Origin of the sequence: Brevundimonas poindexterae (assembly GCF_020524625.1) — a bacterium.
Classification (GTDB): Bacteria; Pseudomonadota; Alphaproteobacteria; order Caulobacterales; family Caulobacteraceae; genus Brevundimonas; species Brevundimonas poindexterae_A.
This window is the reverse complement of record NZ_JAIVLL010000002.1, coordinates 522,221-545,470: the sequence shown is the minus strand read 5'-3', so window position 1 is coordinate 545,470 and position 23,250 is coordinate 522,221. Positions and strand designations below refer to the sequence as shown.

The following is a 23,250-nucleotide window of genomic DNA, read 5'->3' as shown; positions in this document are numbered from 1 at the left end:
CCCGTCATCCTCGGGCTCGACCCGAGGATCGGTGCCGCCCGCGACGTGAACCGTTAGGCGTATCTCCCCTCTCCCGTGGGAGAGGGGGTCGGGGGTGAGGGGCTCTCCAATGCCTTCGGCGTGAGCCGTCGTACCGGCCCTGCCACGGCTGTCGCCGAATGACCCCGCCGACCCTCATCCGGCGCTCACGCGCCACCTTCTCCCACCGGGAGAAGGGACCGGAAGGCGATGACTCGTCATCCTCGGGCTCGACCCAGGGATCGGTGCCGCCCGCGGCGGAGGCCGGTGCCCGTATCTGAACTTACCTGTGGGGGTGCGGTATCTGAGAATGGGCATGCCTCGATCAAAGATCTGCTGGGATCGCCCGGTGCTTTAGAAGTGGTCGCCGCTAAGATTGAGGCGTGAGTTTCTGCCTATTGGGATTGGGGTTCCATGGATGATCGGTCTCTCGATATATTCTTAAAATCTCTGCGTCTTCGAATGTCCAAAGCTGACCATCGATGGTGCAGAACGACCTAAGAGTGAACCAAAGCTCGGCGGTTTCGTGTGCAATGTCATGGTACAATTTCTTTAATACCGTTTCGTCGAACGCCATTTCCTTTCCTGTATCGTGATCCACCGCGCGGCAGTTTGTAACCGTGCTAGAGTGCGGCTCAATTGCGTAGGCATATGAGCCGTGGGCGATCAGGTTCCGTTTGCTTGCGAGGCTACTGGCCCGATCAATGATGCCCATTAGAGCCTTGGCCTGCTCTGGACGTTTGATGGCCAGCCACTCTCGACAGAGGTCCTTCAGCAGTCGGCACCGGGTCTTAAAGCTGGTCCGCTTTGAGTCCCTGACCCAATCGCGGGCTATCCCGTCGGCTGCTTCCGCGCGCAACATTGCGTCGATGGCAACGGCAAATAGCCGCTCGAATTGCCCCCAATGAGCGATAATTAGTCCGATTGGTGCGAGGTAGTCTGGGGGCAGCAGCACGATTGCGCTGCGTTTGCCTTTGCGCATGAAACGCGCATCGAAGTCGAACGCCGCCTGTGGCGGCCCATTCTCGTTGGGTTTTGTCATGGCGCAGGAGCCTAAGCCTGAATCATCTGGCACTATCGAAGAATTTGAGCGCGATTGCTTAAAGTCGAAAACACGTCCCACAAACTGCGCGTCCTACCCGGACGAGAAGCCGTCTGCTGACCCAAACCCCCCAGCCATCACAACCGCCCCCGAATTCCCCCATCGTTTCAACACCCCCACCCTTTCCCGCACCGTTCTTCCCGCCTCAGCCCGGGTCTGTGCAAACCTTCCCCCGTCCCGTCGCACGGAGGGCTCGTAAGGCCTGCGACCTTTTGAGTGACGGGAGCGATGGAGCGGGGTCGGACCTCCGGGTCCGAGCACCCTCGATCTCCGCCTCCGGGTGCGGGATCGGGGCAAGGGTCGAGGGGGATACTCGGCCGTTCCGGGACTGAATGCAGGTTCAGCCCGCCCGCCGGGGGCGCTGCGGTAAGGCCCGAATACGGCCACCCGACGCAAGCTTCCGGAAAACCACCGCGCGGAGCGTCGGTCTTCGTCGAAACGGTATTTCTTGTTCTCATCCGGGCGAAGGCCCGGCGCTCCGCCTGCCCTCCAACCCGCCGCCACCACGGACGGGCGCCTTCGCCTGCCCGCTCCCCTCACGGGTGTTTGAACGCCCGGGAACCTCTGCGTCCGATAATCCTTTTGCAGTGCCTTGCGAACTATGCTGCGCTGCACAGTCCGGCCGGCCGCACGCCGCCATTCGAAGAGACGCATGCTCTATTCCCTGCACGAATTCTCCTACTATTCGGCCGCCCCTTTCCGCCTGGGGGCCCAGCTGGCCCGGTCCTTCTGGTCCTCCCCGTTCAATCCGGCTGCCGACACCGCCATCGGGCGCACGGCCTATGCCGCCGCCGAGGTGTTCGAGGGGCTGACCCGCCGCTATGGCAAGCCGGCCTGGAACCTCGATGTGGTGACGGCCGAGGGCCACACCCTCCGCACCACGGAACAGACGATCTGGACCTCGCCCTGGTGCCGCCTGATCCGCTTTCAGCGCAACCTCGGCGATCTGCAGCGCGCCGGTAAGCCCGCGGATGGCCCCGCCGTCCTGATCGTGGCGCCGCTGTCCGGCCACTATGCGACCCTGCTGCGCGGCACGGTCGAGGGCTTCCTGCAGGACCACGACGTCTATGTCACCGACTGGGTCAACGCCCGTCAGGTGCCCATGCTTGAGGGCCGGTTCGACTTTTATGACTACATCGACCACATCCGCGATATGCTGGCCGCCATCGGCCCCGGCGTCCATGTGGTCGGCGTGTGCCAGCCGGGACCGCCCGTGCTGGCCGCCTGCGCCCTGATGGCCGAGGACAAGGATCCGCACCGGCCGCTCAGCATGACCTATATGGGTTCGCCCATCGATGCGCGCCTGTCGCCGACCGTCACCAACCGTCTGGCCGAGGCCCGGCCCTTCGCCTGGTTCCGGTCAAACATGATCCACACCGTGCCCCTGCCCTATCCGGGCGCCGGGCGGCGGGTCTATCCGGGCTTTGTCCAGCTCTACAGCTTCATGTCGATGAACGAGGATCGCCACCGCGACGCCCAGTTCGACTATTTCCAGAATCTGGTCCAGGGCGACGGCGACGGCGTCCAGAAACACGAGGAATTCTACGACGAATATCTCTCGGTGCTGGACCTGACCGAGGAATTCTATCTCCAGACCATCGACATCGTCTTCCAGCAGCACCTGCTGGCGAAGAACGCGCTGGAGCACCGCGGGCACAAGGTCGACCTGTCGAAGATCACCGACATCGGCCTGATGACGGTCGAGGGGGAAAAGGACGACATCTCCGGTGTCGGCCAGACCCAGGCCGCCCATGGCCTGTGCCCCAATATCCCGGACGACCGGCGCGAGCTGTATGTCCACCCCGAGGTCGGCCATTATGGCGTCTTCAACGGGCGCCGGTTCCGGGACGACATCTATCCCCGCGTGCGCGATTTCATCGCCCGGAACGAGGCCGCCCGTGGCGTATCGCGACGGGCAGCGGCTTAGGCTCGACGCGGACGGCGCGCCGCTGCGCCTGTCGGTCAACCGGCGGGCCCGCCGGGTCTCGATCCGCATCGACGCCCGCGCGGGTGAGGCCGTACTGGTCGCCCCCAGCGAGCGCCGGCTGGCAGATGCCGTGGCCTTTGCCCGCACCCGCGCCGACTGGATCCGCGACCGGCTGGCCGATCGCCCCGAGCCCGTCGGCCTCGCCCCGGGCCAGGTGCTGACTGTCGAGGGTCGCCCCGTCACCCTGGCCGTCCTGCCGGGCGCCGGTGCGGCCCGGCTGCGCGTCGGTGCTGACGGGGGCGAGGAACTGGCCGCCGGCGGCGAGGGCGCGGCCTGGAGCCGGCGCATCCTCAACTTCCTCAAACGCCGCGCCCGCGAGGCCCTGGTCGCCCGGACCGAGGTTCACTGCCGCGCCCTGGGCCTGCCGTTGCCGAAGGTCTCGATCAACGATCCGCGCTCGCGCTGGGGCTCCTGCACCCCCGGCCGGGGTACCATCCGCTATTCCTGGCGGGTGATCCTCGCCCCGCCTGCCGTGCTCGACTATCTGGCCGCGCACGAGGTGGCCCATCTGGTCCATGCCGACCACAGCCCGCGCTTCTGGGCGGTGGTGGCGCAGAGGATCGGCGATCCGTCTCCGCACCGCGCCTGGCTGAAACAGCACGGCGCGGCGCTGCACGCCCTGACGGTCTAGAAGAAGAGCGGATCGGCCTTTTTCTCGGGCGGCGGCGCCGGCTCCGGCCGCTGGTCTTCCGGATCGCGCCGCTCGGGCTGGGGCGTGGTCGGGCGGATGACCGGCTGGTCGGGGGACGGCCGCTCGGGCTCGCGCCGTTCGGGCGTCGGCTCGATGCCGCGCTCGATCTCGTCGGCATAGGGGTCTTCCATCGAGCCGATCAGCTCACCGACCGCGTCCGGCGGCTGCCAGCCTTCGGGCAGGGGCGGGCCGTCGGGAATGCGCGGGGCATCCAGCCGGGGCAGGGCCGCTGTCATGAAGGCCCGCCAGATGGCCGCCGGGGCCTGTCCGCCGGTCACGCCCCGCATGGCGCTGTTGTCGTCCTTGCCGACCCAGACGGCGGTGACGAAGCCGCCGGTGTAGCCGACGAACCAGGCGTCCTTGTAGTCCGAGGTCGTGCCCGTCTTGCCCGCCAGGTCCCGGCCCGGAATGGCCACCGAGCGGGCCGTCCCGGACGAGATCACGCCGCGCAGCATGTCGTTCATGTACAGCAGCGGCGGGTTGGCGATGGCCTGGATGGGACGGCTCTCACGGGCCGACCGCTGGTAGATCACCCGGCCCTCGCGGGTGCGGATGCGGCTGATGCCATAGGCCGTGACGCGCTTGCCGCCGTTGGCGAAGGCGTCGTAGGCCTGGGCCATCTCGACCGGCGAGACCTCAACTGCACCCAGCGCCATGGCGGGCTCCAGGCCGATCCGGCTGGTGATGCCCAGCCGCCGCGCGGTGCGGGCCACATTGTCCCGGCCCAGACTGTCGGCCAGCGACACGGCCACGGTGTTGGTCGACTGGGCCACGGCGTTCGACAGGGTCGTGCGCCCGATGAACCGGCCGGAATAGTTGCGCGGCTCCCACGAGCCGATGCGGATCGGTTCGTCAATCACCGGGGTCTGGGGCGTGTAGCCGGCCTCGACGGCGGTCAGATAGACGAACGGCTTGAAGGCCGAGCCCGCCTGACGGCGCGCGTCCACGGCCCGGTTGAACTGGCTGTCGGCATAGGAGGCGCCGCCGATCATGGCCCGGACCCGTCCATCGCCGTCGAGCGCCACCAGCGCTGCCTGTTCGACCCCGCGCGAGGCGTTGTCCTTCAGCACCTTGCTCACGGCCCGCTCGGCCGCGGTCTGCAGCGTCAGGTCGAGGGTGGTCTCGACGATCAGGTCCTCGGTCGGTTCACCGACCAGCCCGCGGATCTCCTTGTCGAGCCAGTCGACGAAATACTGGGCGTGCTGGGTGGCCAGGGTCCGCGACACCCGCACCGGCTCCAGAACGGCCGCGGCGCGCTGTTCGGCCGTGATGACGCCGCTCTCCTCCATCTCGTCGAGCACGACGGTGGCGCGGGCGGCGGCGCGTTCGCTCTCGGACACCGGAGAATAGCGCGACGGGGCCTTCAGCAGACCCGCCAGCAGCGCGGCTTCCCCGACCGTCAGGTCCTTGGCCGACTTGTCGAAATAGCGCTGGGACGCGGCCTCGATGCCATAGGCGCCGGCGCCGAAATAGACCCGGTTGAGATACAGGGCGAGGATTTCGTCCTTTGAGAATTTCATCTCCAGCCAGACGGCCAGCATCAGCTCCTGCCCCTTGCGGCGCAGGGTCTGGTCGGGCGTCAGGAACAGGTTCTTGGCCAGCTGCTGGGTGATGGTTGAGCCGCCCTGGACCACGCGGCCGGCGCGCATGTTCGAGACCATGGCGCGCACCATGCCGATGGGATCAAAGCCCGGGTGCCAGCGGAACCGCTGGTCCTCGATGGCGATGAAGGCGGCCGGCACATAGTCGGGCAGGGCATCGAGATCGGCGGGCGGAGCCTGCTGGCTGCCGCGCACGGCGATCAGGGCCCCGTTGCGATCCAGATACGTGACGGACGGCTGGCGGTCGATGTCATAGAGGGAAGAGGTGTCCGGCAGCCCGCGGGCGAACACGGCAAAGAAGACGACCAGAAAGATCAGGCCCCAAACGCCGGCCACGACGCTCCAGTACAGGATGCGTTGCAGCAGGTTGCTCTGGCCCTGGCCACCCGGGCCCCGCTTCAGTCGATCCAGAAAGGCGTTACCCGCCATAGTCACCCTCTCGCCCAGCCAGAGCCCTGCGGCCTTTTAGCGCCGAAAGCGCTTAACGGAAATCACCCGGAGACCCGTGGTCCGGCACCATCCCGGCAATTTCCGTCGAAAGCGTGACGAAGACGACAATCAGTCGAGGAAGGCGTTGATCGCCTCGGCCAGGGCGTCGGGCTGATCCAGCATGATGAAGTGGGCGCTGTCGTCGATCCGCTTCAGCGCCACACCCTCCAGATTGGCATAGGAGGCCGCATAGATGGCGTCGGTGACCTCGGGGCTCATGCCCGGTCCGTTGAAGGTCACATAGATGACCTCGGTCGGCGCGGTGATGGACGCCAGTTCCGGACGCAGGTCGGTGACGATCAGTTCGCGCATGGCGTGGCCGGCCACGACGGGATCGCTGTTGACGCTGTCCTCGATCGGCCCGGCCCGCAGGCTTTCGGTCTGGACCATGCCGGTGATGCTGGCCGTGGACGAGGCGCGCCACTGTTCGGGCGTCGAGTTGACCATGCCGGCCGCGATCTGGTCTGCGATCGGGGCCACGCTTTCGGGGGTGGCATTGGCGCCGCCGAACACATTGCCCATGAAGGGGATCATGTCGATCACCACCAGCCGGTCGACCAGATCGGGGTGGCGGGCCGCCAGCATCATGGCGATGGTGCCGCCCATGGAGTGGCCGATGACCACGACATCTTCCAGACCCTGCTCCTCGATATAGCGGGCGATGTCCTCGGCGACGGGGGCCGAGACCGGGCCTTCGGCATTGTCCTTCGCCGGCGCGCCGGCAAAGCCCTGGACGTGCAGGATGTGCACGCGCCAGTCGCCCTCCAGCCGCTCGACCAGCGGCTCCCAGACTTCGGGCGAGGACGTCAGGCCGGGGATGAGGATGATGTCACGCCCCTCGCCTTCGACCCGCACATGGAAGCGGCCCGAGTCAAAATCGGCGTGGACATGCCCATGCCCGCCTGCCGGATGAGCGGCGCCCGGCGCAGTCTGGGCGCAGGCCGCCGTCGACGTCAGGGCAAGGGCGGCGAGGGCGAGGGCGAAGCGTTTCATGACGGCCGGTATCCTGTGATCGAGGGATGCTTTGTAAAACAAAGTAACGGCCGCAGGCAATCCCCGGCGATGGATTCGGACGGAGGCTGGCATCGGAAAGGGAGTGGTCCTAACACTGCGGTCATGACGGCAGTTGAGACCCCCATCCCCGGCGAAACCCGCAACCGGCCCGCGCCCATGCCGTTCGGCAAGGGCTTCCTGAAGGACTGCTGGTACTTCGTCGAAGTGGCCGAGGCGCTGAAGCCCGGCCGCCAGGCGCGCTATATGCTGCAGGACGAGCCGGTCCTGCTGGGCCGGACCCGGTCGGGTCAGGTCTATGCCCTGCGCGACATCTGCCCGCACCGGGCCGCGCCTTTGTCGGCGGGCCGACAGGTCGAGCATGCGGGGGAGGGCGAGACGATCGAGTGCCCCTATCATGGCTGGCGGTTCCGCACCGACGGCCAGTGTGCGGCCATCCCCTCGCTGACCGACGACTCAGACTTTGAGGTCGATCGCATCCGGGTCAGGGCCTACCCGGTGCGCGAGAGCCAGGGGATGGTGTTCGTCTGGATGCCGTCCGATCCCCGCCGTCCGGCCGAGCCCGATCACGCCCCGCCGCTGTTCCCGGGCGCCGAGGGCCCTGCGCCGCGCCTCGTCGAGGCCATGGTGTTCGACAGCCACATCGACCATGCGGTAGTCGGTCTGATGGATCCGGCGCACGGCCCCTACGTCCACCAGCAGTGGTGGTGGCGCTCGCAGCATTCCATGCATGACAAGCAAAAGGCGTTCGAGCCACGCGATCAGGGCTTTGCCATGGTCCGCCACCGCCCCTCGTCGAACAGCCGGGCCTACAAGCTGCTGGGCGGGGCGCCGGCGACCGAGATCACCTTCCGCCTGCCCGGCTATCGCTGGGAGCACATCGAGGTCGGCGAGAAACAGGTGCTGGGCCTGACCTGCCTGACGCCCGAGACCGCCAACCGCACCCGCATCACCCAGATGTTCTGGTCGGACCACTGGATCTTCGCCCTCGCCCGCCCGATCCTGCGGCAGGGCGTGCGCGCCTTCCTCAAGCAGGACGGCGACATGGTGAACCTGCAGAACATGGGGCTCGACTTCGACCCGGCCATGCTGTGGATCGACGACGCCGACCGTCAGGCCAAATGGTACCAGCAGCTGAAACGCGAGTGGGCCAACAGCCGCGCCGAGGCCCGCCCGTTCGTCAATCCGGTCAAGCCGGAAACCCTGCGCTGGAAGAGCTGAGGCGGTAGGTCTCCCCGGTCAACCGGGCGGGTTCAGAGGCCCTTGGGATTCGGGCCGTACTTGTTCGGCCCCGGCTTGCCTTCGGACAGGCCGACCCAGAGCAGGAAGCCGATGTTCACCAGGAACAGGATGGCGACAATGCCGAACATCGGCCCGATCAGGGCCATGATGGCGGCGGGGTCCTCGTTTTCGAGCGCGGCGGAGTTCATCAGGGCCGAGGCTCCGACGCTGACGAACATCATGATGAAGCCGACGATATTGGCCACGATGGGGATGACCGCCAGCCAGCCGCTCAGGCCCATGTCATGAAGGCGCTTCACCGTGATGGCGAGGTTCGGCCAGATCAGGCCGAGCGAGATGACCAGACCGATCAGGGGAATCCAGCCGGCGACGACGCCGATGCCAAGGCAGATCAGCCAGCCGATCCAGAAATGCGAGCGGCGCAGCCGACCCTCAAAGCTGAACAGGGCTTTCTGGAAATCGAAGCCTGAACCCGAAGTCGAAACCTGGTCGGTCATTTGAGCGTCCCCCGCTGCTGATCGGCGTCATGCGATGGCAGTAGCGTGGCGTAACGTCGCTCGCCTGACAAGAGAAGGCGGAACCGGAAACGCACATTTCGGGCCAGCGAGGCCGGTGCGCGTCGGACACTGCCCAAAACCCGGATGCGTCGCGAATGCACCCCGACCCGTCCTGGCCCCACGCAGCGAAAAGGCCGCGACGGGGATCGCGGCCTTTCAACGATCTCAGGGGAATGCCGCGCCTATCAGCTGAGCTGACCCGCGAGGATCATGTCGATCTGGTTGCCGAGGTGCGACTTCAGCTGCTCGACGGTCCAGCCGTCATAGGCGGCGCGGCGATAGTTGGCGAGGTAGGCGATCCAGACCAGTTCGCTGACCAGGGCGGCGTCGGTGCCGGCCTTCAGCTCGCCGGCCTTGATGGCGTCGGCAACCACATCTTCGATCTGGCTGGTCACGGGGGCCAGGACCTCGCGGCCCTTGCGGGCGTCCTCCAGCGGCTGGTGCCAGGCGCGGGCGACCACCGCCTGAACCAGCGGCAGCTGGTCCAGCGTAGCCTCATAGCCGGCGGTCAGACCGCCCAGCAGGCGCGACTTCATGTCCGAGCCGCCCTTGATGCCGCCCGCCAGCGCCAGGGTCAGGGCGTCGATGTCCTCGGCCAGCACCGTGTCGAACAGTTCGGCCTTGTCCTGGAAGTTGGCGAAGACGGCGCCGGTCGACATGCCGGCTTCCTTGGCAATGTCGCGGATGGTGGCGGCGTCATAGCCGCGCTGGGCGAACAGGCGACGCGAGGCCTCGATCACCTTGCCGCGGGTGCGCTGTTTGGCGACCTGGCGACGATTGAGCGGGCGCGACCCGGCTTCGGAGGTGGCCGGGGTCGGGTTCACAACGGTATCACGCATACAGGGGCTACTCTGAATAACAGGCATGAACAGCCGGGTCGGAAAGGCGGGAGCCGCGGTCGTTCATCGCCGGGGAGGGCGGAAACGCCGCTTTCTCACCGAACAATGACCAAAATGCGAACGAAACCTATTCCGTCCCGTTCGAAGATGTCGCAGGCGGACGGACGGCGTCAGGCGCGGAAAGCCCACGCCTCAGGGCCCGGTTGGGACGCGAGGTCGGATTGGGCGCCCGGGTCTGGGCCTTCTGGAAGACGTCGCGGAAGCGGTCCCGCCGCTCGTGGATCGAGGCCAGCACCAGCCCCATGGGGACGCCCAGATCGACCAGGGTGTTCTCGGCCAGTTGCAGGCTCGCCTCGGTGGTCTCTGGCACGGCATCGGTGACGCCGAGGCCGTAGAGGCGGACCGCGTGTCGGTCATCCCGCGCCCGGGCGATGATGATCAGGTCGTCCCGCAGCGAGCGCGCGGCTTCGACCACCTCATCCACCTTGCCGGGAGCGTCCATGGTCACCACCAGCGCACGGGCGGTGGCCACATTGCAGAGCTCCAGCATCTCGCGCCGGCCGGCGTCGCCATAGTGAACGTTCAACCCCTCGCGGCGGGCACCCGCCACGATACCGGGGTCGGTGTCCAGCGCCACGAACGACTGTTTGTGCTCGGCCAGCATTTCGCCGACCAGACGGCCGACCCGGCCATAGCCGACCAGCAGGACCTGTCCGCCCGAGTCCGGCGGCTGCAGCGCGGCGGCGGGCAGGTCGACTTGGGTCTCGATGCGCCGCGTCGCCAGTTTCTGGCCCAGCAGGGCGAGGAAGGGGATGGTGAACAGGCTGAGGGTGGCGGACAGCAGAACCGACTGGGTGATACCGGGCGGGGCCACCCCCTCGACCATGCCGGCCGTCAGGATAACGAAGGCGAACTCCCCGGCCGGGCCGAGCACCAGCGCCGTCTCCAGCGCCGCCAGCGGACCCAGTCCCCAGCGTCGGGCGAGGGTGAAGATGACGCCGATCTTGGCCACGGTGATGGCGACGGCGAGCGCGATGACGCCCAGCGGATCGGCGACAATGGCATCGATGTCGAGGCCGCTGCCCACGCCGATGAAGAACACGCCGAGCAGCAGGCCCTTGAAGGGGTCGATCGAGATCTCGACCTCGCGCCGGAATTCGGTCTCGGCCAGCAGCACCCCGGCGACCAGGGCGCCCAGACTCATGGACAGGCCGACGGCCTGGGCGGCCAAACCCGCGGCCACTACCACCAGCAGGCTGGCGGCGACGAACATCTCCTGTCCCTGACCGCGCGCCCGCGCCCGGGCGACCGACTTGAACATGGGGCGCAGGACCAGCCGCCCCAGCAGGATCAGCCCTGCCAGACCGATGGCCGCCGGCGCCAGCGTCAGCAGGGCCGCGCCCAGCACCGCCGGGTTCAGGTCCCCGCCGCTCTGCGCCAGCGTCGCCAGCACGGTCACGGTGATCAGGATGGGGGCGACCGCCATGTCCTGCGCCAGCAGGATCGAGAAGGTCGCGCGCCCGGCCGTGCCGTGCAGCCGCTTCCGCTCGGCCAGCACCGGCATGACGACGGCGGTGGACGACAGGGCCAGGCCCATCCCCAGCACCATGGCCGAGACAAAGGTCTGTCCGGTGAGCATGAAGCCCGCGGCAATGACGGCCGTGGCGATGGCGATCTGGCTGAGCCCCAGTCCGAACACCAGCCGCCGCATGGACTTCAGCCGTTCCCACGACAGTTCCAGTCCGATCATGAACAGCAGGAAGGCGACGCCCAGCTCCGACAGCTGGGCGATCTGGTCGCGATCGTCGAGCGTCAGCCACCCCAGCCATGCCAGCCAGGGCGCGTCATCGGCAAACCGGCCCAGTCCATCGGGCCCCAGCAGTACGCCAGCGGCCAAAAAGCCGAGGACCGGACTGATCTTGATCCGGTTGAACAGGGGCACGACCACGCCGGCCGCCGCGAGGAAGACCAGCAGGTCCTTGTATTCGGAGCCGTCGCCGTGGGGAGGAGCCATCCGTCGTGCATACAGCAGCCCCGAGGGCTCGCGAAACCCACGGCGAAGCTGGACGGGCCGCCGATCATGAATTTTTTTTAAGGAGCATCCCTGCGAGGGGGCTCTAGGGTCCGGAACTGGAAATTTCCGGGCGCGGCCTTCCCGCGTCAATTCGAGAGGTTCGAGAATGAAACGCCTTCTGATCGGTGCCGCTGTCGGTGCCCTGATGCTGCCGGCCACGGCCACCTTCGCCCAGCAGATGCACACCTTCGACGACGGTCACCAACACGAGTGCATGGACGAGGCCTGCACTGTCTTCTCCCTGTTCCCGAGCGTGGGCCAGGATCCGGCCGGTTCGGGCTGGAAGGGCACGGATGCGCCGCGCTACGGCACCTGGGGCTTCGACCTCGCCGCCCGCGATCTGAGCGTCGCGCCGGGCGATGACTTCTTCCGCTATGCCAACGGTCTGGCCTTCGACCAGATCGAAATCCCGGGCGACCGCACCTCGTACGGCTCGTTCGCCCTGCTGCGCGAACTGTCGGACAACCGCCTGAAGGTGATGATCGATACCCTGGTCGCCGATCCGTCGCTGGCCGCCGGCACCGACGAACGCAAGATCGCGGACCTGTACCGCTCCTATATGGACACCGACCGGATCGAGGCGCTGGATGCCCAGCCGCTGCAGCCCTATCTGGCCGCGATCCGCGCGGTCGACAGCCATGACGCCATGGCTGTCTATATGGGCGGCACCCAGGGCCGCTTCGGCAGCTCCTTCTTCGGGATCGGCATCGGCGACGACGCCAAGGACCCCGACCGCTACATCACCTATGCCAGCCAGTCGGGCCTCGGCCTGCCGAACCGCAGCTACTATCTGGACGAGCGTTACGCCGACAAGAAGGAGCTGTACCTCGCCTATGTCGAGCGCATGCTGACCATGATCGGCTGGGAAAACCCCGCTGAAACGGCGCAGCAGATCGTCGATCTGGAGTCGCAGATCGCCGAGGCGCACTGGACCCCGGAGCAGAACCGCAACCGTGACGAGACCTACAACCCCTTCACCCCGGCCGAACTGGCTTCGGCCGCGCCGGGCTTTGACTGGGCCGGTTATCTGAATGCGGCGGGCCTGGGCGGCATCGAGCGTCTGGTGGTCCGTCAGGACACGGCCCTGCCCAAGATCGCCCAGATCTTCGCCGACGCGCCGATGCCGGTGCTGCAGGCCTGGCAGGCCTTCCACACCGTCGACGACATGGCCCCCTATCTGTCGCAGCGCTTCTCGGACGCCCAGTGGGAGTTCCGCGGCCGTGACCTGTCGGGCCAGCCGGAACAGCGCGCCCGCGACAAGCGCGCCGTCAGCTTCTCGGAAGGCGTGATGGGCGAGGCCTTCGGCCGTATCTATGTGGCCGAATACTTCCCCGCCGAGTCCAAGGCGATGATGGAAGAGCTGGTCGCCAACCTGCGCGTGGCCCTGGCCGGTCGCATCCGCCAGCTGGACTGGATGGGTGAGGAGACCAAGGAGCAGGCGCTCTACAAGCTCGACAATTTCACCGTGAAGATCGGCTATCCGAACAAGTGGCGCGACTATTCCGCCATGGAGGTTCGCGCCGATGATCTGGTCGGCAATGTCGAGCGCGCCGGCGCCTTCCGCTGGCAGTACCAGCTGGGGCGCATGGACGGTCCGGTCGATCGCGACGAGTGGGGCATGACCCCGCAGACCGTGAATGCCTATTACAACTCGACCAAGAACGAGATCGTGTTCCCGGCCGCCATCCTGCAGCCGCCCTTCTTCGATCCGCACGCCGACCCGGCCGTCAACTATGGCGCCATCGGCGGCGTGATCGGTCACGAGATCGGCCACGGCTTCGACGACCAGGGCCGCAAGTCGGACGGCGACGGCGTGCTGCGCGACTGGTGGACGGCCGCCGACGCCGAGCGCTTCGAGGCCCGCGCCGAAATGCTGGGCGAGCAGTACGGCACCTATGAGCCGCTGCCCGGCTATCCGGTGCGTCCGGCCCTGACCATGGGTGAGAACATCGGTGACCTGGCCGGCATCACCCTGGGTCTGGCGGCCTATCAACTGTCGCTTGACGGCGAGGAAGCCCCGATCCTGGACGGCACCACGGGTACCCAGCGGGTGTTCCTGGGCTGGGCCCAGGTGTGGAACAGCAAGTACCGCGACGAAGCCCTGAAGAACCAGGTGGCGACCGACCCGCACTCGCCCGCCCAGTTCCGGGTGATCGGGCCGGTGCGCAACCTCGACGCCTGGTACGAGGCCTTCAACGTCCAGCCGGGCGACAAATACTATCTGACCCCGGAAGAACGCGTCCGCCTCTGGTAGTCGCCATCGCAGACTGGAAGAGGGGGCTGCCCGCAGGGGCGGCCCCCTTTTTCATGGGCGCAGAGGGCCGCCTTCGAGGTGGCCTGGCGCGCGTTGGGTTTCAGGCATGAAAAAAGCCCGCCGCGGGGGATACATCGCGGCGGGCTTCTTCTCGCTCGTCTAGGAGCGGACGTTTCCTCCCCGAAACGCCTACGAAGTTTGCGCGTCGCACCGCGTCGCGCGCTTCGAGTGGTTCATTCATACGATCCGGACCGGCCAAGTCAATCAAAGCCAAGGCGAAATCCGCCATTTTCTTGACTGATCGTCGATAAGTCAGCCTTCGGATCAGCCGCTTATTGACGATCCTTCGAGAATGGCCCGGATGGCGGCGACCATCTCGCCTCTCGGCAGGGTCTGCTGGCCCGGACGCGCCTGTTTCCATTCGGCATTGTCCGAGACCGCCTGCGACAGCCGGCGCCCGGCGTCGAGGTCCTTGAGAGTGACCTGCCCCGAGGCAATCTCGTCGCCGCCCAACAGGACCACCACGGGCGCGCCCCGGCGGTCGGCATACTTCATCTGGGCCTTCATGCCTGCCCGGCCGAGATAGAGTTCGGCAGCGATGCCGGCGGCGCGCAGCTCGGCCACCGCGCCCAGATAGTGGGGCATGTCGGTGTCCGAGAAGGCGATCACCACGACCGGCCCGCGCACTTCGCCCGCCGGGTCCCGGCCGCTGGCCCGCAGGGCGGCGGCGAGGCGCGAGACACCGAAGGAAAAGCCCGTCGCCGGCACGCTCTGGCCGGTGAAACGCGCGACCAGATCATCATAGCGCCCGCCGCCTCCGATCGAGCCGAAGCGCACCGGCCGGCCCTTCTCGTCGGTGGTGGGCAGCAGCAGCTCGGCCTCGAACACCACACCCGTGTAATACTCGAGCCCCCGCACCACGGTCGGGTCGAACCGGACGGCCGCCTCATCCACCCCCATCAGGCCCAGCGCCGTGTCGACGGCCTGCAGTTCCTTCAGGGCCTGATCCCCCTCGGCCCCCAGGTCCCCGGCGCGGGCGATCGCGGACAGGGTGTCGGCCCGGCTGAGGGCGGCGTCGCCCGCCGATGCGAGGAACCGCTCGATCGTGGCGATCAGCGGTCCGGGCAACTGGGCCCCCTTGGTATAGTCACCCGACTCGTCCAGACGGCCCTCGCCCAGCAGGGCGGCGACGCCCTCCCAGCCCAGGCGGTCAAACTTGTCGATGGCCCGGAGCGCGGTCAGGCGCCGGGCCGGATCGTCGATGCCGCCGGCCGTGAACAGGCCGTCGAACAGCTTGCGGTTCGAGACCTTGATCTGGGCCTGGTCGCGGTCCAGCCCCGCCGCCGTCAGCCCCTCGACCGCGAGGGCCAGGATTTCGGCATCCGCCTCGGGCCGGTCCGAGCCGACCGTATCGGCATCGCACTGGATGAACTCGCGAAAGCGCCCCGGGCCCGGCTTTTCGTTGCGCCAGACGGGCCCGAAGGCATAGCGCCGGAACGGTTTGGGCAGGGTCTCCCAGTTCTGGGCGGCATAGCGGGCGAGCGGCGCCGTCAGGTCGTAGCGCAGGGCCATCCACTGGTCGTCGTCGTCCTGCAGGGCGAACACACCCTCGTTCGGGCGGTCGGCGTCCGGCAGGAATTTGCCGAGGGCGTCGGCATACTCAAAGGCCGAGGTCTCGAGCGGCTCGAAACCCCACCGCTCATAGACGGCCGAGACCCGCTCGACGATGCGACGTTCGGCGATCAGGTCGGGTCCACGACGGTCCTGAAATCCCCGTGGACCCCGCGCTTCGGGACGGGCGGCTTCGGCGTTCGGGGCGTCATCGGGCGTGTCGGTGCTCATGGGGGGCGATTACGCCATCGCCCCCCGTCCCGCAATGCGGCCGCCGGTCAGTCTCCGCCCTTCGACAGGCGCACCATCCGGCCGTAGGTCAGGCAGCGCCAGACCCACTCCAGCGGTCCCATGCGGAACATGGACAGCCACAGCGGCGACCACAGCAGCTGGGCCACCCAGATCACCCCGACCACCATCCACATCTGCGAGGTGGTGTGCGTGCCGAACCACAACGGCCCCCACGGCGCATAGTAGAGGGTCACCATGATCAGGGTCTGGGTCAGATAGTTGGTAAAGGCCATGCGACCGACCGGCACGAACACGGCGGTCACGGCCTTCAGCCCGAACTTCGTCAGCAGGATGAGGGCGGTGACATAGAAGAGAGTGACCAGCGGCGCGGCGCCGGTCGAGGCGTGGGCCCACCCGCCGGTCGGGTCGACCCCGTCCGGCGCCATGGCGGCCTGCCAGCCCCAGATCGCCGACAGCGCCAGGTTGGCGCCCCCGACCACCAGAACAGTCAGATAGACCCACATCGGCGACTGGCCGGTCAGGTAGCCCGACTTGTAGAGGCCAAGGCCGAGCATCATCAGGGGGACCGTCACAACGGTCATGATCGCCATCGGGAACAGGAAACTGATCCAGACCATGAAGTTGGCGATCCATCCGGCCGGCCAGCCGGAGCGGTAGGTATCGACGGCTGCCTGGATCCGGTCGGGGTTCGCGGTCGGCATTCCCTCCGCCATCTTGCTCGCGAACTCGGGGGGCAGATTGGCCATGCCCCAGTACATACCGATGGCGAGAAGGGCCCAGAGCAGGGTTACGCCTCCGCCGACCCAGAGCAGTCGACGGGCCGACCACGAGCGGAACATCAGGAAGATGAAGCCGGAGACGGCATAAAGCAGCAGGATATCGCCGAACCACAGCAGCGCCCCGTGCAGGGCACCGATCAGGGCAAGCCAGCCCAGACGGCGCCGGAGCAGGGCCCCCCGGTCCAGATCGCTGCGCTCGCCGCCCACCAGAAAGACGGAGACCCCGAACAGAAGGGTGAACAGCGTCCGCATCTTGTCGGCAAAGAAGACGTCAATGACCCAGACGCCGATCGTGTCGGCATGGCTCGCATTGAGGGGGGGCGGCGCCTCGGCCATGGTCAGGGCGGCCGGCCAGGCAAAGGCGATCGCATTGACCGCCAGAATGCCGAGGATGGCCCAGCCCCGCAGCATGTCGAGGTTGAAGATGCGGTCCTTGGGTGCGACGGGCCGAAGCGCGTCCAGCCCTGGCCCGCTGTGCAGGTCTGCAGTGGTCATGATGTCGCCCCCGACATGAAATTTGCCGGGCGGACCGTCGCAGCCGGAAGGCGTTCAGGAAACTAAATTCCCTGTAACCTTGTCTCCCGGTGTCAGGAGGCGTCGGATCCCATGACACCCAGCCGGTTCCGGACCGGCGCATTGCGCGGCATGAAGGCGAGGAAGGCGGCGCACAGGCCCGCCCAAAGGGCGTAGCTGATCCCCACGAGGATCGCGAGCGGCACCCCGCCCACGCCAAAGATCAGCAGCGCCGTCTCGGCATAGCCCAGGGCCTGACCGATGTCGGCCGAGCGGAAGGCGCCGATGCCCGACAGGACCAGGGCATTGAAGGCCTGCAGGGCCGCTGCCAGCAGCCCTCCGTAGAACATGAAGCGCCACACGATCCCAAGCCGCGTCGCGGGGCGCCCGGTGCGCTCGCGCTCCTTGGCCAGCAGCCACAGACAGGCCGGCACAGCCACCACGCCCACGGCCAGCACCAGAATGCGCCAGTCGGTGTTGAGGCCGTCGATCCAGGTCTGGGGCGGCCATTTTATGAAGGTCAGGATCAGCGGCGGCCAGGCGATGCCGAGTACGGCCGCCAGCGCGATCCAGCCTCCGGACGGGCGCCAGGTCACCTGGCGCTGGCCGGGCAGATCCTCGGGTCGTTCGAAACGGGTCTTCATCGGGTCGGCACCGGGGTCTCGCCGGAATAGTCGTAGAAGCCGCGCCCGGACTTGCGGCCCAGCCAGCCGGCCTCGACATATTTCACCAGCAGCGGGCAGGGACGGTATTTGCTGTCGGCCAGCCCGTCGTACAGCACATTCATGATGGCCAGAACGACGTCCAGCCCCATGAAGTCGGCCAGTTCCAGCGGGCCCATGGGGTGGTTCGCCCCCAGCTTGAGCGCCTTGTCGATCGAGGCCACGCCGCCCACGCCCTCGTACAGGGTGTAGATCGCCTCATTGATCATCGGCACCAGAATGCGGTTCACGATGAAGGCCGGGAAGTCCTCGGCATTGGTCGTGGTCTTGCCCAGCGATTCGGCGAAGGCGACGGCCGCCTCATAGGTGTCGGCCGAGGTGGCGATGCCGCGAATGATCTCCACCAGACGCATGGCCGGCGCCGGCTTCATAAAGTGCAGGCCGATGAAGCGCCCGGGCCGGTCGGTCGCCGAGGCCAACCGCGTGATCGAGATGGACGAAGTGTTGGAGGCGACCAGCGTCTCCGCCCCCAGATGGGGCGTCAGCGACTTCAGGATTTCGGTCTTGACGGCCTCGTCCTCGACCGCGGCCTCGATCACGAGATCGGCGCGACCGACGGTCTCGAGGTCCGGGGCATCAGTGATGCGGCCCAGAACGGCCTGGGCCTCGTCGGCCGACAGGTCGTTACGCTCGACGCGGCGGGCCAGGCTTTCGGCGATCACCCCGTGCGCCAGCGGCAGGCGCGCGGGGTCCACGTCATACAGGCTGACCGCATAGCCCCCGAGGGCCACCGCCTGGGCAATGCCCGATCCCATCTGTCCCGCGCCGATGATGGCGACCGTCCTGATCGTGGTCATGACCTTCGAAATTCGTGGGCGCCGGGGCGCCGGGGGAGGGGCACCTTAGGCGTTCGGGGCGCCGCAAGGAAGCACCCCCGCGTGGCCCCGATGCATCAGAATCCGCCCAGCAACTGGTAGAGGGCCGTGCAGCTGGCCGGCAGGATGTAGCTGCGGATGCCGGAAATGATCAGCAGGGCGATGATCGGCGTGATGTCGATCCCGCCCAGCGACGGAATGATGCTCCGCAGCGGGGCCAGGATCGGGGCCGTAACGCTGTCCAGAAAATAGGCCAGCTGACCCACGAACCGGTTGCGATAGTTGATCACATCGAAGGCGAACAGCCAGCTCATGACCGCCGACACGATGATCGCCAGCCACAGAAGCATGAAGACGGAGTCGACCAGAAAGCAGATGAATCCGGCGATGGCGGTGCCCATGTCGATCCTTTTCGGCAATGGCGGGGAACGGGTTGACCGCTTCTAGCCTGAGCCGGTCGCGGCGTCCAAGGGCGAGCTGACGCACGACGCCATTGACACCACAAGCCCTGCCCGCCTATGTCCCGCGCTCGCCTGTGCCCGAGCATGGATCGGGGCCGTAGCTCAGTTGGTAGAGCGCGTCGTTCGCAATGACGAGGTCAGGGGTTCGACTCCCCTCGGCTCCACCAGGCGCCCATCCGGAATGACCCTGACAGAAGGGCCGTCATGACCGTCACCGTGTACCACAATCCGAAATGCGGAACCTCGCGGACCGTGCTGGAGCGCGTGCGGGCGGCCGGCATCGAGCCCGAGGTCGTCGAATATCTGAAGGCCGGCTGGACCGCCGACCAGCTGACCGATCTGGCCGCGCGGTCGGGCGAGGGGCTGAAGGGCCTGTTGCGGGTGCGCGGGACCTCGGCTGAGGAACGTGGCCTGACCGCCGATGACGTCAGCGATGCGGCCCTGCTGGCGGCAATGGTCGAGGACCCGATCCTGGTCAACCGGCCGATCGTGGTGACCGGCAAGGGTGCGGCCCTGTGCCGCCCCGCCGAGCGCGTCGACGCCCTGCTCTAGTTTTCCTCGTCAAAGCGGCGGGCCACCAGATCGCGCAGGGCCGCGACCGCCGCCTCGGCATCCGGCCCCTCGGCCGCGATCGTCAGGCCGCAGCCATTGCCGGCCCCCAGCGTCAGCAGCCCCATGATCGACAGGGCATTGACCGTGACCCCGTCGCGCGTCACGCGGATGTCGGCCTCGTACTCCGAGGCCAGTTTCACGAATTTCGCCGAGGCGCGAGCATGCAGGCCGCGCGAATTGCAGATGTCGACGACGGTGCTGGCGGTCGGCGGAGTGTCGGCGTCGCTCATTTGTCCCCCGACAGCACCCACGAGGCGACCGAGATATATTTGCGGCCGGCGTCCTGGGCATGGGCCACACAGGCATCCATCGGCTCGCGTCCCCGCACGCTGGCCAGCTTGATCAGCATGGGCAGGTTGAGACCGGCGATGACCTCGGCATGGGTCTCTTCCATGACGGAAATGGCGAGGTTGGAGGGCGTGCCGCCGAACATGTCGGTCAGCAGGATGACGCCATCCCCGTCGTTCACCGCCCCTGCGGCATCGACGATGTCGCGACGGCGGCGCTCCATGTCGTCGTCCGGCCCGATGCAGATGGCCGCGACGCCGCGTTGCGGCCCCACGACATGCTCCATGGCCGCCAGGAATTCCGACGCCAGCCCGCCATGGGTTACGATCACAAGCCCGATCATACAGCCTTCACCACGACGGCTTCCGCCCCGACAGCATCCCCGGCCGGGACGTCCGGTCCGGGCCACAAGCCGCGCTTGATAGGGCAAAGCGGGCCCGGGTTAAAGCATCAAGGTGAGACGGGTCGCCGCAGCGCCTCTGCGAGCGCGAGCGCCACAAGGCGGGGAGCGGCGGTGCTGTGGGCCCTGAGCGCGAGGGTCGGGAGCGCTATATTCAGCCACACGGTTTGCGTCGGCTCGGGCAGACGCTCGGGCTCTCCGGCGGTCAGGGTGACGGCCAGCGCCAGCCGGCAGTGGTCCAGACAGGGTACTGACAGTATGCCCAGCCCCCGCGCCTCGATCATGCCCCGGGTCGGCTCGGGCGCGCGCGCCCACAGCCGCCCGCCGCTGGTCCAGACGAGCGCGCCGTCATCGGCGACCAGCCGCCAACCCTGTCCCATCAGGGCCAGCGCCAGTGCCGACTTGCCCATCCCCGGAGGTCCGCTGAGGGCCACGCCGACCCAGCCCTCGGCGGAGGGGCGGGCGACCACTGTGGTCTGGATCTGGCGCGGGCCCGTCACGCGCGGGTCGGCAGTGTGACGGTGAAGCGGGCGCCCGCCACCCTGTCGGGGCTGTCCGGGTCGACGATGTTCTCGGCCCGGACCTCGCCGCCGTGGGCCTCGACGATCTGGCGCACGATCGACAGGCCGAGGCCGGAGTTGGTGCCGAATACCGTCCCCTTGGGCCGCGAGGTATAAAAGCGCTGGAAGACGGTCTCGAGGTTCTCTTCCGGGATGCCGGGGCCGTCGTCCTCGACGCGGATGCGCAGGGTGGGCGACCCCTCGCCCGGCCGGTCGAGGGTGATGCGCACCGACCCATCGGGCGGGCTGAAGGAGCGCGCATTGTCGATCAGGTTGCGCACCACCTGACCCAGCGGCCCGTCGCGACCGATGATGCGGGTCGGCCCTGTCGTCTCAAGGGTCAGTTCAAGCGGAACATCCCCCGGCTTGGCGGAGGTCCGGTAGACGTCGACGATGTCGGTGAGCAGGGCCGCGAGGTCCAGGGTACGGGGCCGGTCGCGCGCCAGCTCGGCATCCAGCCGCGAGGCATTGGAGATGTCCGTGATCAGCCGGTCCAGCCGGCGGACATCCTGTTGCAACAGGGCGGTCAGCTTCTCGCGCTGGGCCTCGGCCTTGACCAGCGGCAGGGTCTCGAGCGCCGAACGGATCGAGGTCAGGGGATTCTTGATCTCGTGCGAGACGTCGGCGGCGAAGCGCTCGATGGCCTCCATCCGGTCGGACAGGGCGCGCGTCATGGTCTCCAGCGACCGGGCGAGGTCGCCGATTTCGTCGCGACGCTCCTCCAGATCGGGCAGGGAAATGGCCCGGGTCTGGGCCAGACGCACGCTGTCCGCCGCCGCCGACAGCCGCATGACCGGCCGCGCCACGAACAGGTGCAGCAGCAGAGAGGAGAACAGCGACACGACCAGCGCCACTATGGCAAACGGCATCAGGGCCGCGCGCTGGGCTGCCAGAATCTCGTCGACGTCCGCAGCTTCCAGCGTCAGCACGCCCAGCACCTTTTCCACGTGCCGGACGGGAATGGAGACCGAGACCACCCGGTCGCCGCTTTCCGAGCGCCGCAGCTGGGCCTGGGGTTCGCCGGTCAGGGCCGCCTCGACCTCGCCGGCCAGGGCCATGCGGGCCTCTTCAAGCTTTGCGGACTCCCGTCGGGTCTGCTCGGGGTCGACCTCGGCGGGGGGGCTGCCGGCGGGCCGGGCGGGCTCGAGCGGCCGGCCCGGGATGGTGTCGGAGACCTCATAGCTGTCGATCACCAGTGCGCCGTCGGCATCGTACAGGCGCGCCCGCTGATTGCGGGGCACGAAGGTGTCGCGCAGCACCAGTCCGGCCTCATACGGATCGAGCGCAGGATAGGGCACGCCCTGGGTGGCCTCGCGGTCGCCCAGCACCTTGGCCAGCAGCTCGGCCTGGGCGGTCAGGGCGTCCTGGCGCGCCTCAATCAGGCCCCGCCGCCATTCGTTGAGGGCCAGGGCCCCCACGAACAGGATCAGCAGGCTGAGCAGATTGAGGGCGAGGATCAGCGCGCCGAGGCGCGATCCGACCAGCCGCCGGGGCCGGGGCCGGTCCTCGCGCGCCTCGCCGGGGTCAGCTTTCGCGGTATCGATAGCCAACGCCGTACAGGGTCTCGATGGCGTCGAACTCCGGATCGACGACCCGGAATTTCTTGCGCATGCGCTTTACGTGACTGTCGATGGTGCGGTCGTCGACATAGACCTGATCGTCATAGGCCGCATCCATCAGGTTATCGCGGCTCTTCACGAAACCGGGACGCTGGGCCAGCGCCTGCAGCAGCAGGAATTCGGTGACGGTCAGCTTGACCGGCTTGCCGTCCCAGGTGCTCTCGTGGCGGGCGGGGTCCATGGTCAGCTTGCCCCGGCGGATGGCGCGCGCGGCGCTGTCTCCGTTGGCCTCGCCTTCGCCCACTCCAATGCCCGAGCGGCGCAGCAGGGCCTTGACCCGCTCCAGCAGCAGCCTCTGGCTGAAGGGTTTGTGGATGTAGTCGTCGGCGCCCAGGTTGAAGCCGAGGATTTCGTCGATTTCCTCGTCCTTGGACGTCAGCATGATGACCGGGATCTGCGAGCTCTGACGGAGCTTCCGCAGCACCTCCATGCCGTCCATGCGCGGCATCTTCACGTCCAGGATGACGAGGTCCGGCGGAGACGCCTGCAGGGCCTCCAGACCCGAGGCCCCGTCGTGGTAGGCCGTGATCTTGTGTCCATGGCTTTCGAGCGCGAGGGACACGGAGGCGACAATGTTCTCGTCGTCGTCGACCAGGGTAATATTCGCCAAGGTTTACTCCTCAGAGGTTCGGCGCGGCACGCCGCCAGACGATCCAACGCGCAGCAAGCGTAACCGTTCGGATGCAATCGCGGTGACATTAGGGCGCGTCGGCCCGTGTCGCCATAGCGAAACCCCGCCTTAAGGCCTCATGG

General features: G+C 67.6%; 21 protein-coding genes and 1 tRNA gene. 6 read left to right on the top strand and 16 right to left on the bottom strand.

Annotated elements, in window-relative coordinates; genetic code table 11:
* Positions 1-388: 388 nt before the first annotated feature.
* A complete protein-coding gene (locus LC068_RS09040; protein ID WP_226636475.1) occupies positions 389-1,060 on the bottom strand; it encodes a hypothetical protein in 672 nt (223 codons plus the stop codon).
* A 712-nt stretch (positions 1,061-1,772) separates the two neighbouring features.
* Between LC068_RS09040 and LC068_RS09035 the strand changes: the two genes are divergently transcribed.
* Together LC068_RS09035 and LC068_RS09030 are read left to right on the top strand one after the other, a co-directional pair.
* Complete coding sequence (locus LC068_RS09035; protein WP_226636472.1) at positions 1,773-3,047, top strand: polyhydroxyalkanoate depolymerase; 1,275 nt, start codon at positions 1,773-1,775, stop codon at positions 3,045-3,047.
* Positions 3,019-3,738 (top strand): M48 family metallopeptidase, encoded by a 720-nt coding sequence (locus tag LC068_RS09030; protein WP_226636470.1) that lies wholly within the window; start codon positions 3,019-3,021, stop codon positions 3,736-3,738. The genes LC068_RS09035 and LC068_RS09030 overlap by 29 nt, the downstream gene beginning before the upstream one ends.
* Here the strand turns inward: LC068_RS09030 and LC068_RS09025 are convergent.
* Positions 3,735-5,828 carry a transglycosylase domain-containing protein gene (locus LC068_RS09025; RefSeq protein ID WP_226636467.1) on the bottom strand — a complete coding sequence of 698 codons (2,094 nt, stop codon included), beginning with the start codon at positions 5,826-5,828 and terminating at the stop codon, positions 3,735-3,737. The genes LC068_RS09030 and LC068_RS09025 overlap by 4 nt on opposite strands.
* Before the next feature lie 129 nt (positions 5,829-5,957).
* Positions 5,958-6,881, bottom strand: a complete 924-nt coding sequence (locus tag LC068_RS09020) for an alpha/beta fold hydrolase (RefSeq protein ID WP_226636465.1) — start codon at positions 6,879-6,881, stop codon at positions 5,958-5,960.
* A gap of 123 nt (positions 6,882-7,004) precedes the next feature.
* Here LC068_RS09020 and LC068_RS09015 point away from each other — a divergent pair, with 123 nt between their 5' ends.
* Positions 7,005-8,120: an aromatic ring-hydroxylating oxygenase subunit alpha gene (locus LC068_RS09015; protein WP_226636464.1), complete on the top strand. Its 1,116-nt coding sequence runs from the start codon at positions 7,005-7,007 to the stop codon at positions 8,118-8,120.
* Between the two features lie 32 nt (positions 8,121-8,152).
* Here the strand turns inward: LC068_RS09015 and LC068_RS09010 are convergent, their stop codons facing one another.
* The 3 genes from LC068_RS09010 to LC068_RS09000 form a co-directional block, all read right to left on the bottom strand.
* Complete coding sequence (locus LC068_RS09010) at positions 8,153-8,638, bottom strand: DUF805 domain-containing protein (RefSeq protein WP_226636463.1); 486 nt, start codon at positions 8,636-8,638, stop codon at positions 8,153-8,155.
* Positions 8,639-8,883: 245 nt separating this feature from the next.
* Positions 8,884-9,537 (bottom strand): TetR/AcrR family transcriptional regulator, encoded by a 654-nt coding sequence (locus LC068_RS09005; protein WP_226636462.1) that lies wholly within the window; start codon positions 9,535-9,537, stop codon positions 8,884-8,886.
* Between the two features lie 127 nt (positions 9,538-9,664).
* A complete protein-coding gene (locus LC068_RS09000; protein ID WP_226636461.1) occupies positions 9,665-11,551 on the bottom strand; it encodes a cation:proton antiporter domain-containing protein in 1,887 nt (628 codons plus the stop codon).
* Positions 11,552-11,717: 166 nt separating this feature from the next.
* Here LC068_RS09000 and LC068_RS08995 point away from each other — a divergent pair, with 166 nt between their 5' ends.
* Complete coding sequence (locus tag LC068_RS08995) at positions 11,718-13,865, top strand: M13 family metallopeptidase (protein WP_226636460.1); 2,148 nt, start codon at positions 11,718-11,720, stop codon at positions 13,863-13,865.
* Positions 13,866-14,189: 324 nt separating this feature from the next.
* Here LC068_RS08995 and hisS read toward each other — a convergent pair whose 3' ends face one another.
* The 5 genes from hisS to LC068_RS08970 form a co-directional block, all read right to left on the bottom strand.
* On the bottom strand, positions 14,190-15,707 hold the full coding sequence (hisS, locus tag LC068_RS08990) for a histidine--tRNA ligase (protein ID WP_226636459.1): 1,518 nt from the start codon (positions 15,705-15,707) through the stop codon (positions 14,190-14,192).
* A 47-nt stretch (positions 15,708-15,754) separates the two neighbouring features.
* A complete protein-coding gene (locus tag LC068_RS08985) occupies positions 15,755-17,002 on the bottom strand; it encodes a DUF418 domain-containing protein (RefSeq protein ID WP_226636457.1) in 1,248 nt (415 codons plus the stop codon).
* A gap of 92 nt (positions 17,003-17,094) precedes the next feature.
* A complete protein-coding gene (locus LC068_RS08980; RefSeq protein ID WP_226636455.1) occupies positions 17,095-17,664 on the bottom strand; it encodes a phthalate transporter in 570 nt (189 codons plus the stop codon).
* Positions 17,661-18,539, bottom strand: coding sequence for a 3-hydroxybutyryl-CoA dehydrogenase (locus LC068_RS08975; protein ID WP_226636454.1), 879 nt, complete (start codon positions 18,537-18,539; stop codon positions 17,661-17,663). Before LC068_RS08975 ends, LC068_RS08980 begins: the two co-directional genes overlap by 4 nt.
* Before the next feature lie 95 nt (positions 18,540-18,634).
* A complete protein-coding gene (locus tag LC068_RS08970) occupies positions 18,635-18,958 on the bottom strand; it encodes a YggT family protein (RefSeq protein ID WP_226636453.1) in 324 nt (107 codons plus the stop codon).
* Between the two features lie 151 nt (positions 18,959-19,109).
* Between LC068_RS08970 and LC068_RS08965 the strand changes: the two genes are divergently transcribed.
* Positions 19,110-19,185: transfer RNA gene (locus LC068_RS08965), tRNA-Ala, on the top strand.
* 37 nt (positions 19,186-19,222) lie between these two features.
* Entirely contained in the window at positions 19,223-19,570 is a 348-nt protein-coding gene (gene arsC / locus LC068_RS08960; protein WP_226636452.1) for an arsenate reductase (glutaredoxin), read from the top strand.
* On the opposite strand, the gene LC068_RS08955 is transcribed toward arsC, so the two are convergent.
* The 5 genes from LC068_RS08955 to LC068_RS08935 form a co-directional block, all read right to left on the bottom strand.
* Entirely contained in the window at positions 19,567-19,860 is a 294-nt protein-coding gene (locus LC068_RS08955) for an HPr family phosphocarrier protein (RefSeq protein ID WP_226636451.1), read from the bottom strand. The genes arsC and LC068_RS08955 overlap by 4 nt on opposite strands.
* Positions 19,857-20,261 carry a PTS sugar transporter subunit IIA gene (locus tag LC068_RS08950; RefSeq protein WP_226636450.1) on the bottom strand — a complete coding sequence of 135 codons (405 nt, stop codon included), beginning with the start codon at positions 20,259-20,261 and terminating at the stop codon, positions 19,857-19,859. The genes LC068_RS08955 and LC068_RS08950 overlap by 4 nt, the downstream gene beginning before the upstream one ends.
* Positions 20,262-20,368: 107 nt before the next feature.
* Positions 20,369-20,818, bottom strand: a complete 450-nt coding sequence (locus LC068_RS08945) for an HPr kinase/phosphorylase (protein ID WP_226636448.1) — start codon at positions 20,816-20,818, stop codon at positions 20,369-20,371.
* The gene (locus LC068_RS08940; RefSeq protein WP_226636446.1) at positions 20,815-22,428 is read right to left on the bottom strand and encodes an ATP-binding protein; all 1,614 of its coding nucleotides are present in this window, start codon (positions 22,426-22,428) and stop codon (positions 20,815-20,817) included. The genes LC068_RS08945 and LC068_RS08940 overlap by 4 nt, the downstream gene beginning before the upstream one ends.
* Positions 22,403-23,107, bottom strand: a complete 705-nt coding sequence (locus tag LC068_RS08935) for a response regulator transcription factor (RefSeq protein WP_226636444.1) — start codon at positions 23,105-23,107, stop codon at positions 22,403-22,405. Before LC068_RS08935 ends, LC068_RS08940 begins: the two co-directional genes overlap by 26 nt.
* Between the last annotated feature and the right edge of the window lie 143 nt (positions 23,108-23,250).

Coding starts and splice junctions, on each gene's coding strand:
- LC068_RS09040 (WP_226636475.1), bottom strand. CDS start 1,060: ATGACAAAACCCAACGAGAATGGGCCGCCACAGGCGGCGTTCGACTTC.
- LC068_RS09035 (WP_226636472.1), top strand. CDS start 1,773: ATGCTCTATTCCCTGCACGAATTCTCCTACTATTCGGCCGCCCCTTTC.
- LC068_RS09025 (WP_226636467.1), bottom strand. CDS start 5,828: ATGGCGGGTAACGCCTTTCTGGATCGACTGAAGCGGGGCCCGGGTGGC.
- LC068_RS09020 (WP_226636465.1), bottom strand. CDS start 6,881: ATGAAACGCTTCGCCCTCGCCCTCGCCGCCCTTGCCCTGACGTCGACG.
- LC068_RS09015 (WP_226636464.1), top strand. CDS start 7,005: ATGACGGCAGTTGAGACCCCCATCCCCGGCGAAACCCGCAACCGGCCC.
- LC068_RS09010 (WP_226636463.1), bottom strand. CDS start 8,638: ATGACCGACCAGGTTTCGACTTCGGGTTCAGGCTTCGATTTCCAGAAA.
- LC068_RS09005 (WP_226636462.1), bottom strand. CDS start 9,537: ATGCGTGATACCGTTGTGAACCCGACCCCGGCCACCTCCGAAGCCGGG.
- LC068_RS09000 (WP_226636461.1), bottom strand. CDS start 11,551: ATGGCTCCTCCCCACGGCGACGGCTCCGAATACAAGGACCTGCTGGTC.
- LC068_RS08995 (WP_226636460.1), top strand. CDS start 11,718: ATGAAACGCCTTCTGATCGGTGCCGCTGTCGGTGCCCTGATGCTGCCG.
- hisS (WP_226636459.1), bottom strand. CDS start 15,707: ATGAGCACCGACACGCCCGATGACGCCCCGAACGCCGAAGCCGCCCGT.
- LC068_RS08985 (WP_226636457.1), bottom strand. CDS start 17,002: ATGACCACTGCAGACCTGCACAGCGGGCCAGGGCTGGACGCGCTTCGG.
- LC068_RS08980 (WP_226636455.1), bottom strand. CDS start 17,664: ATGAAGACCCGTTTCGAACGACCCGAGGATCTGCCCGGCCAGCGCCAG.
- LC068_RS08975 (WP_226636454.1), bottom strand. CDS start 18,539: ATGACCACGATCAGGACGGTCGCCATCATCGGCGCGGGACAGATGGGA.
- LC068_RS08970 (WP_226636453.1), bottom strand. CDS start 18,958: ATGGGCACCGCCATCGCCGGATTCATCTGCTTTCTGGTCGACTCCGTC.
- arsC (WP_226636452.1), top strand. CDS start 19,223: ATGACCGTCACCGTGTACCACAATCCGAAATGCGGAACCTCGCGGACC.
- LC068_RS08955 (WP_226636451.1), bottom strand. CDS start 19,860: ATGAGCGACGCCGACACTCCGCCGACCGCCAGCACCGTCGTCGACATC.
- LC068_RS08950 (WP_226636450.1), bottom strand. CDS start 20,261: ATGATCGGGCTTGTGATCGTAACCCATGGCGGGCTGGCGTCGGAATTC.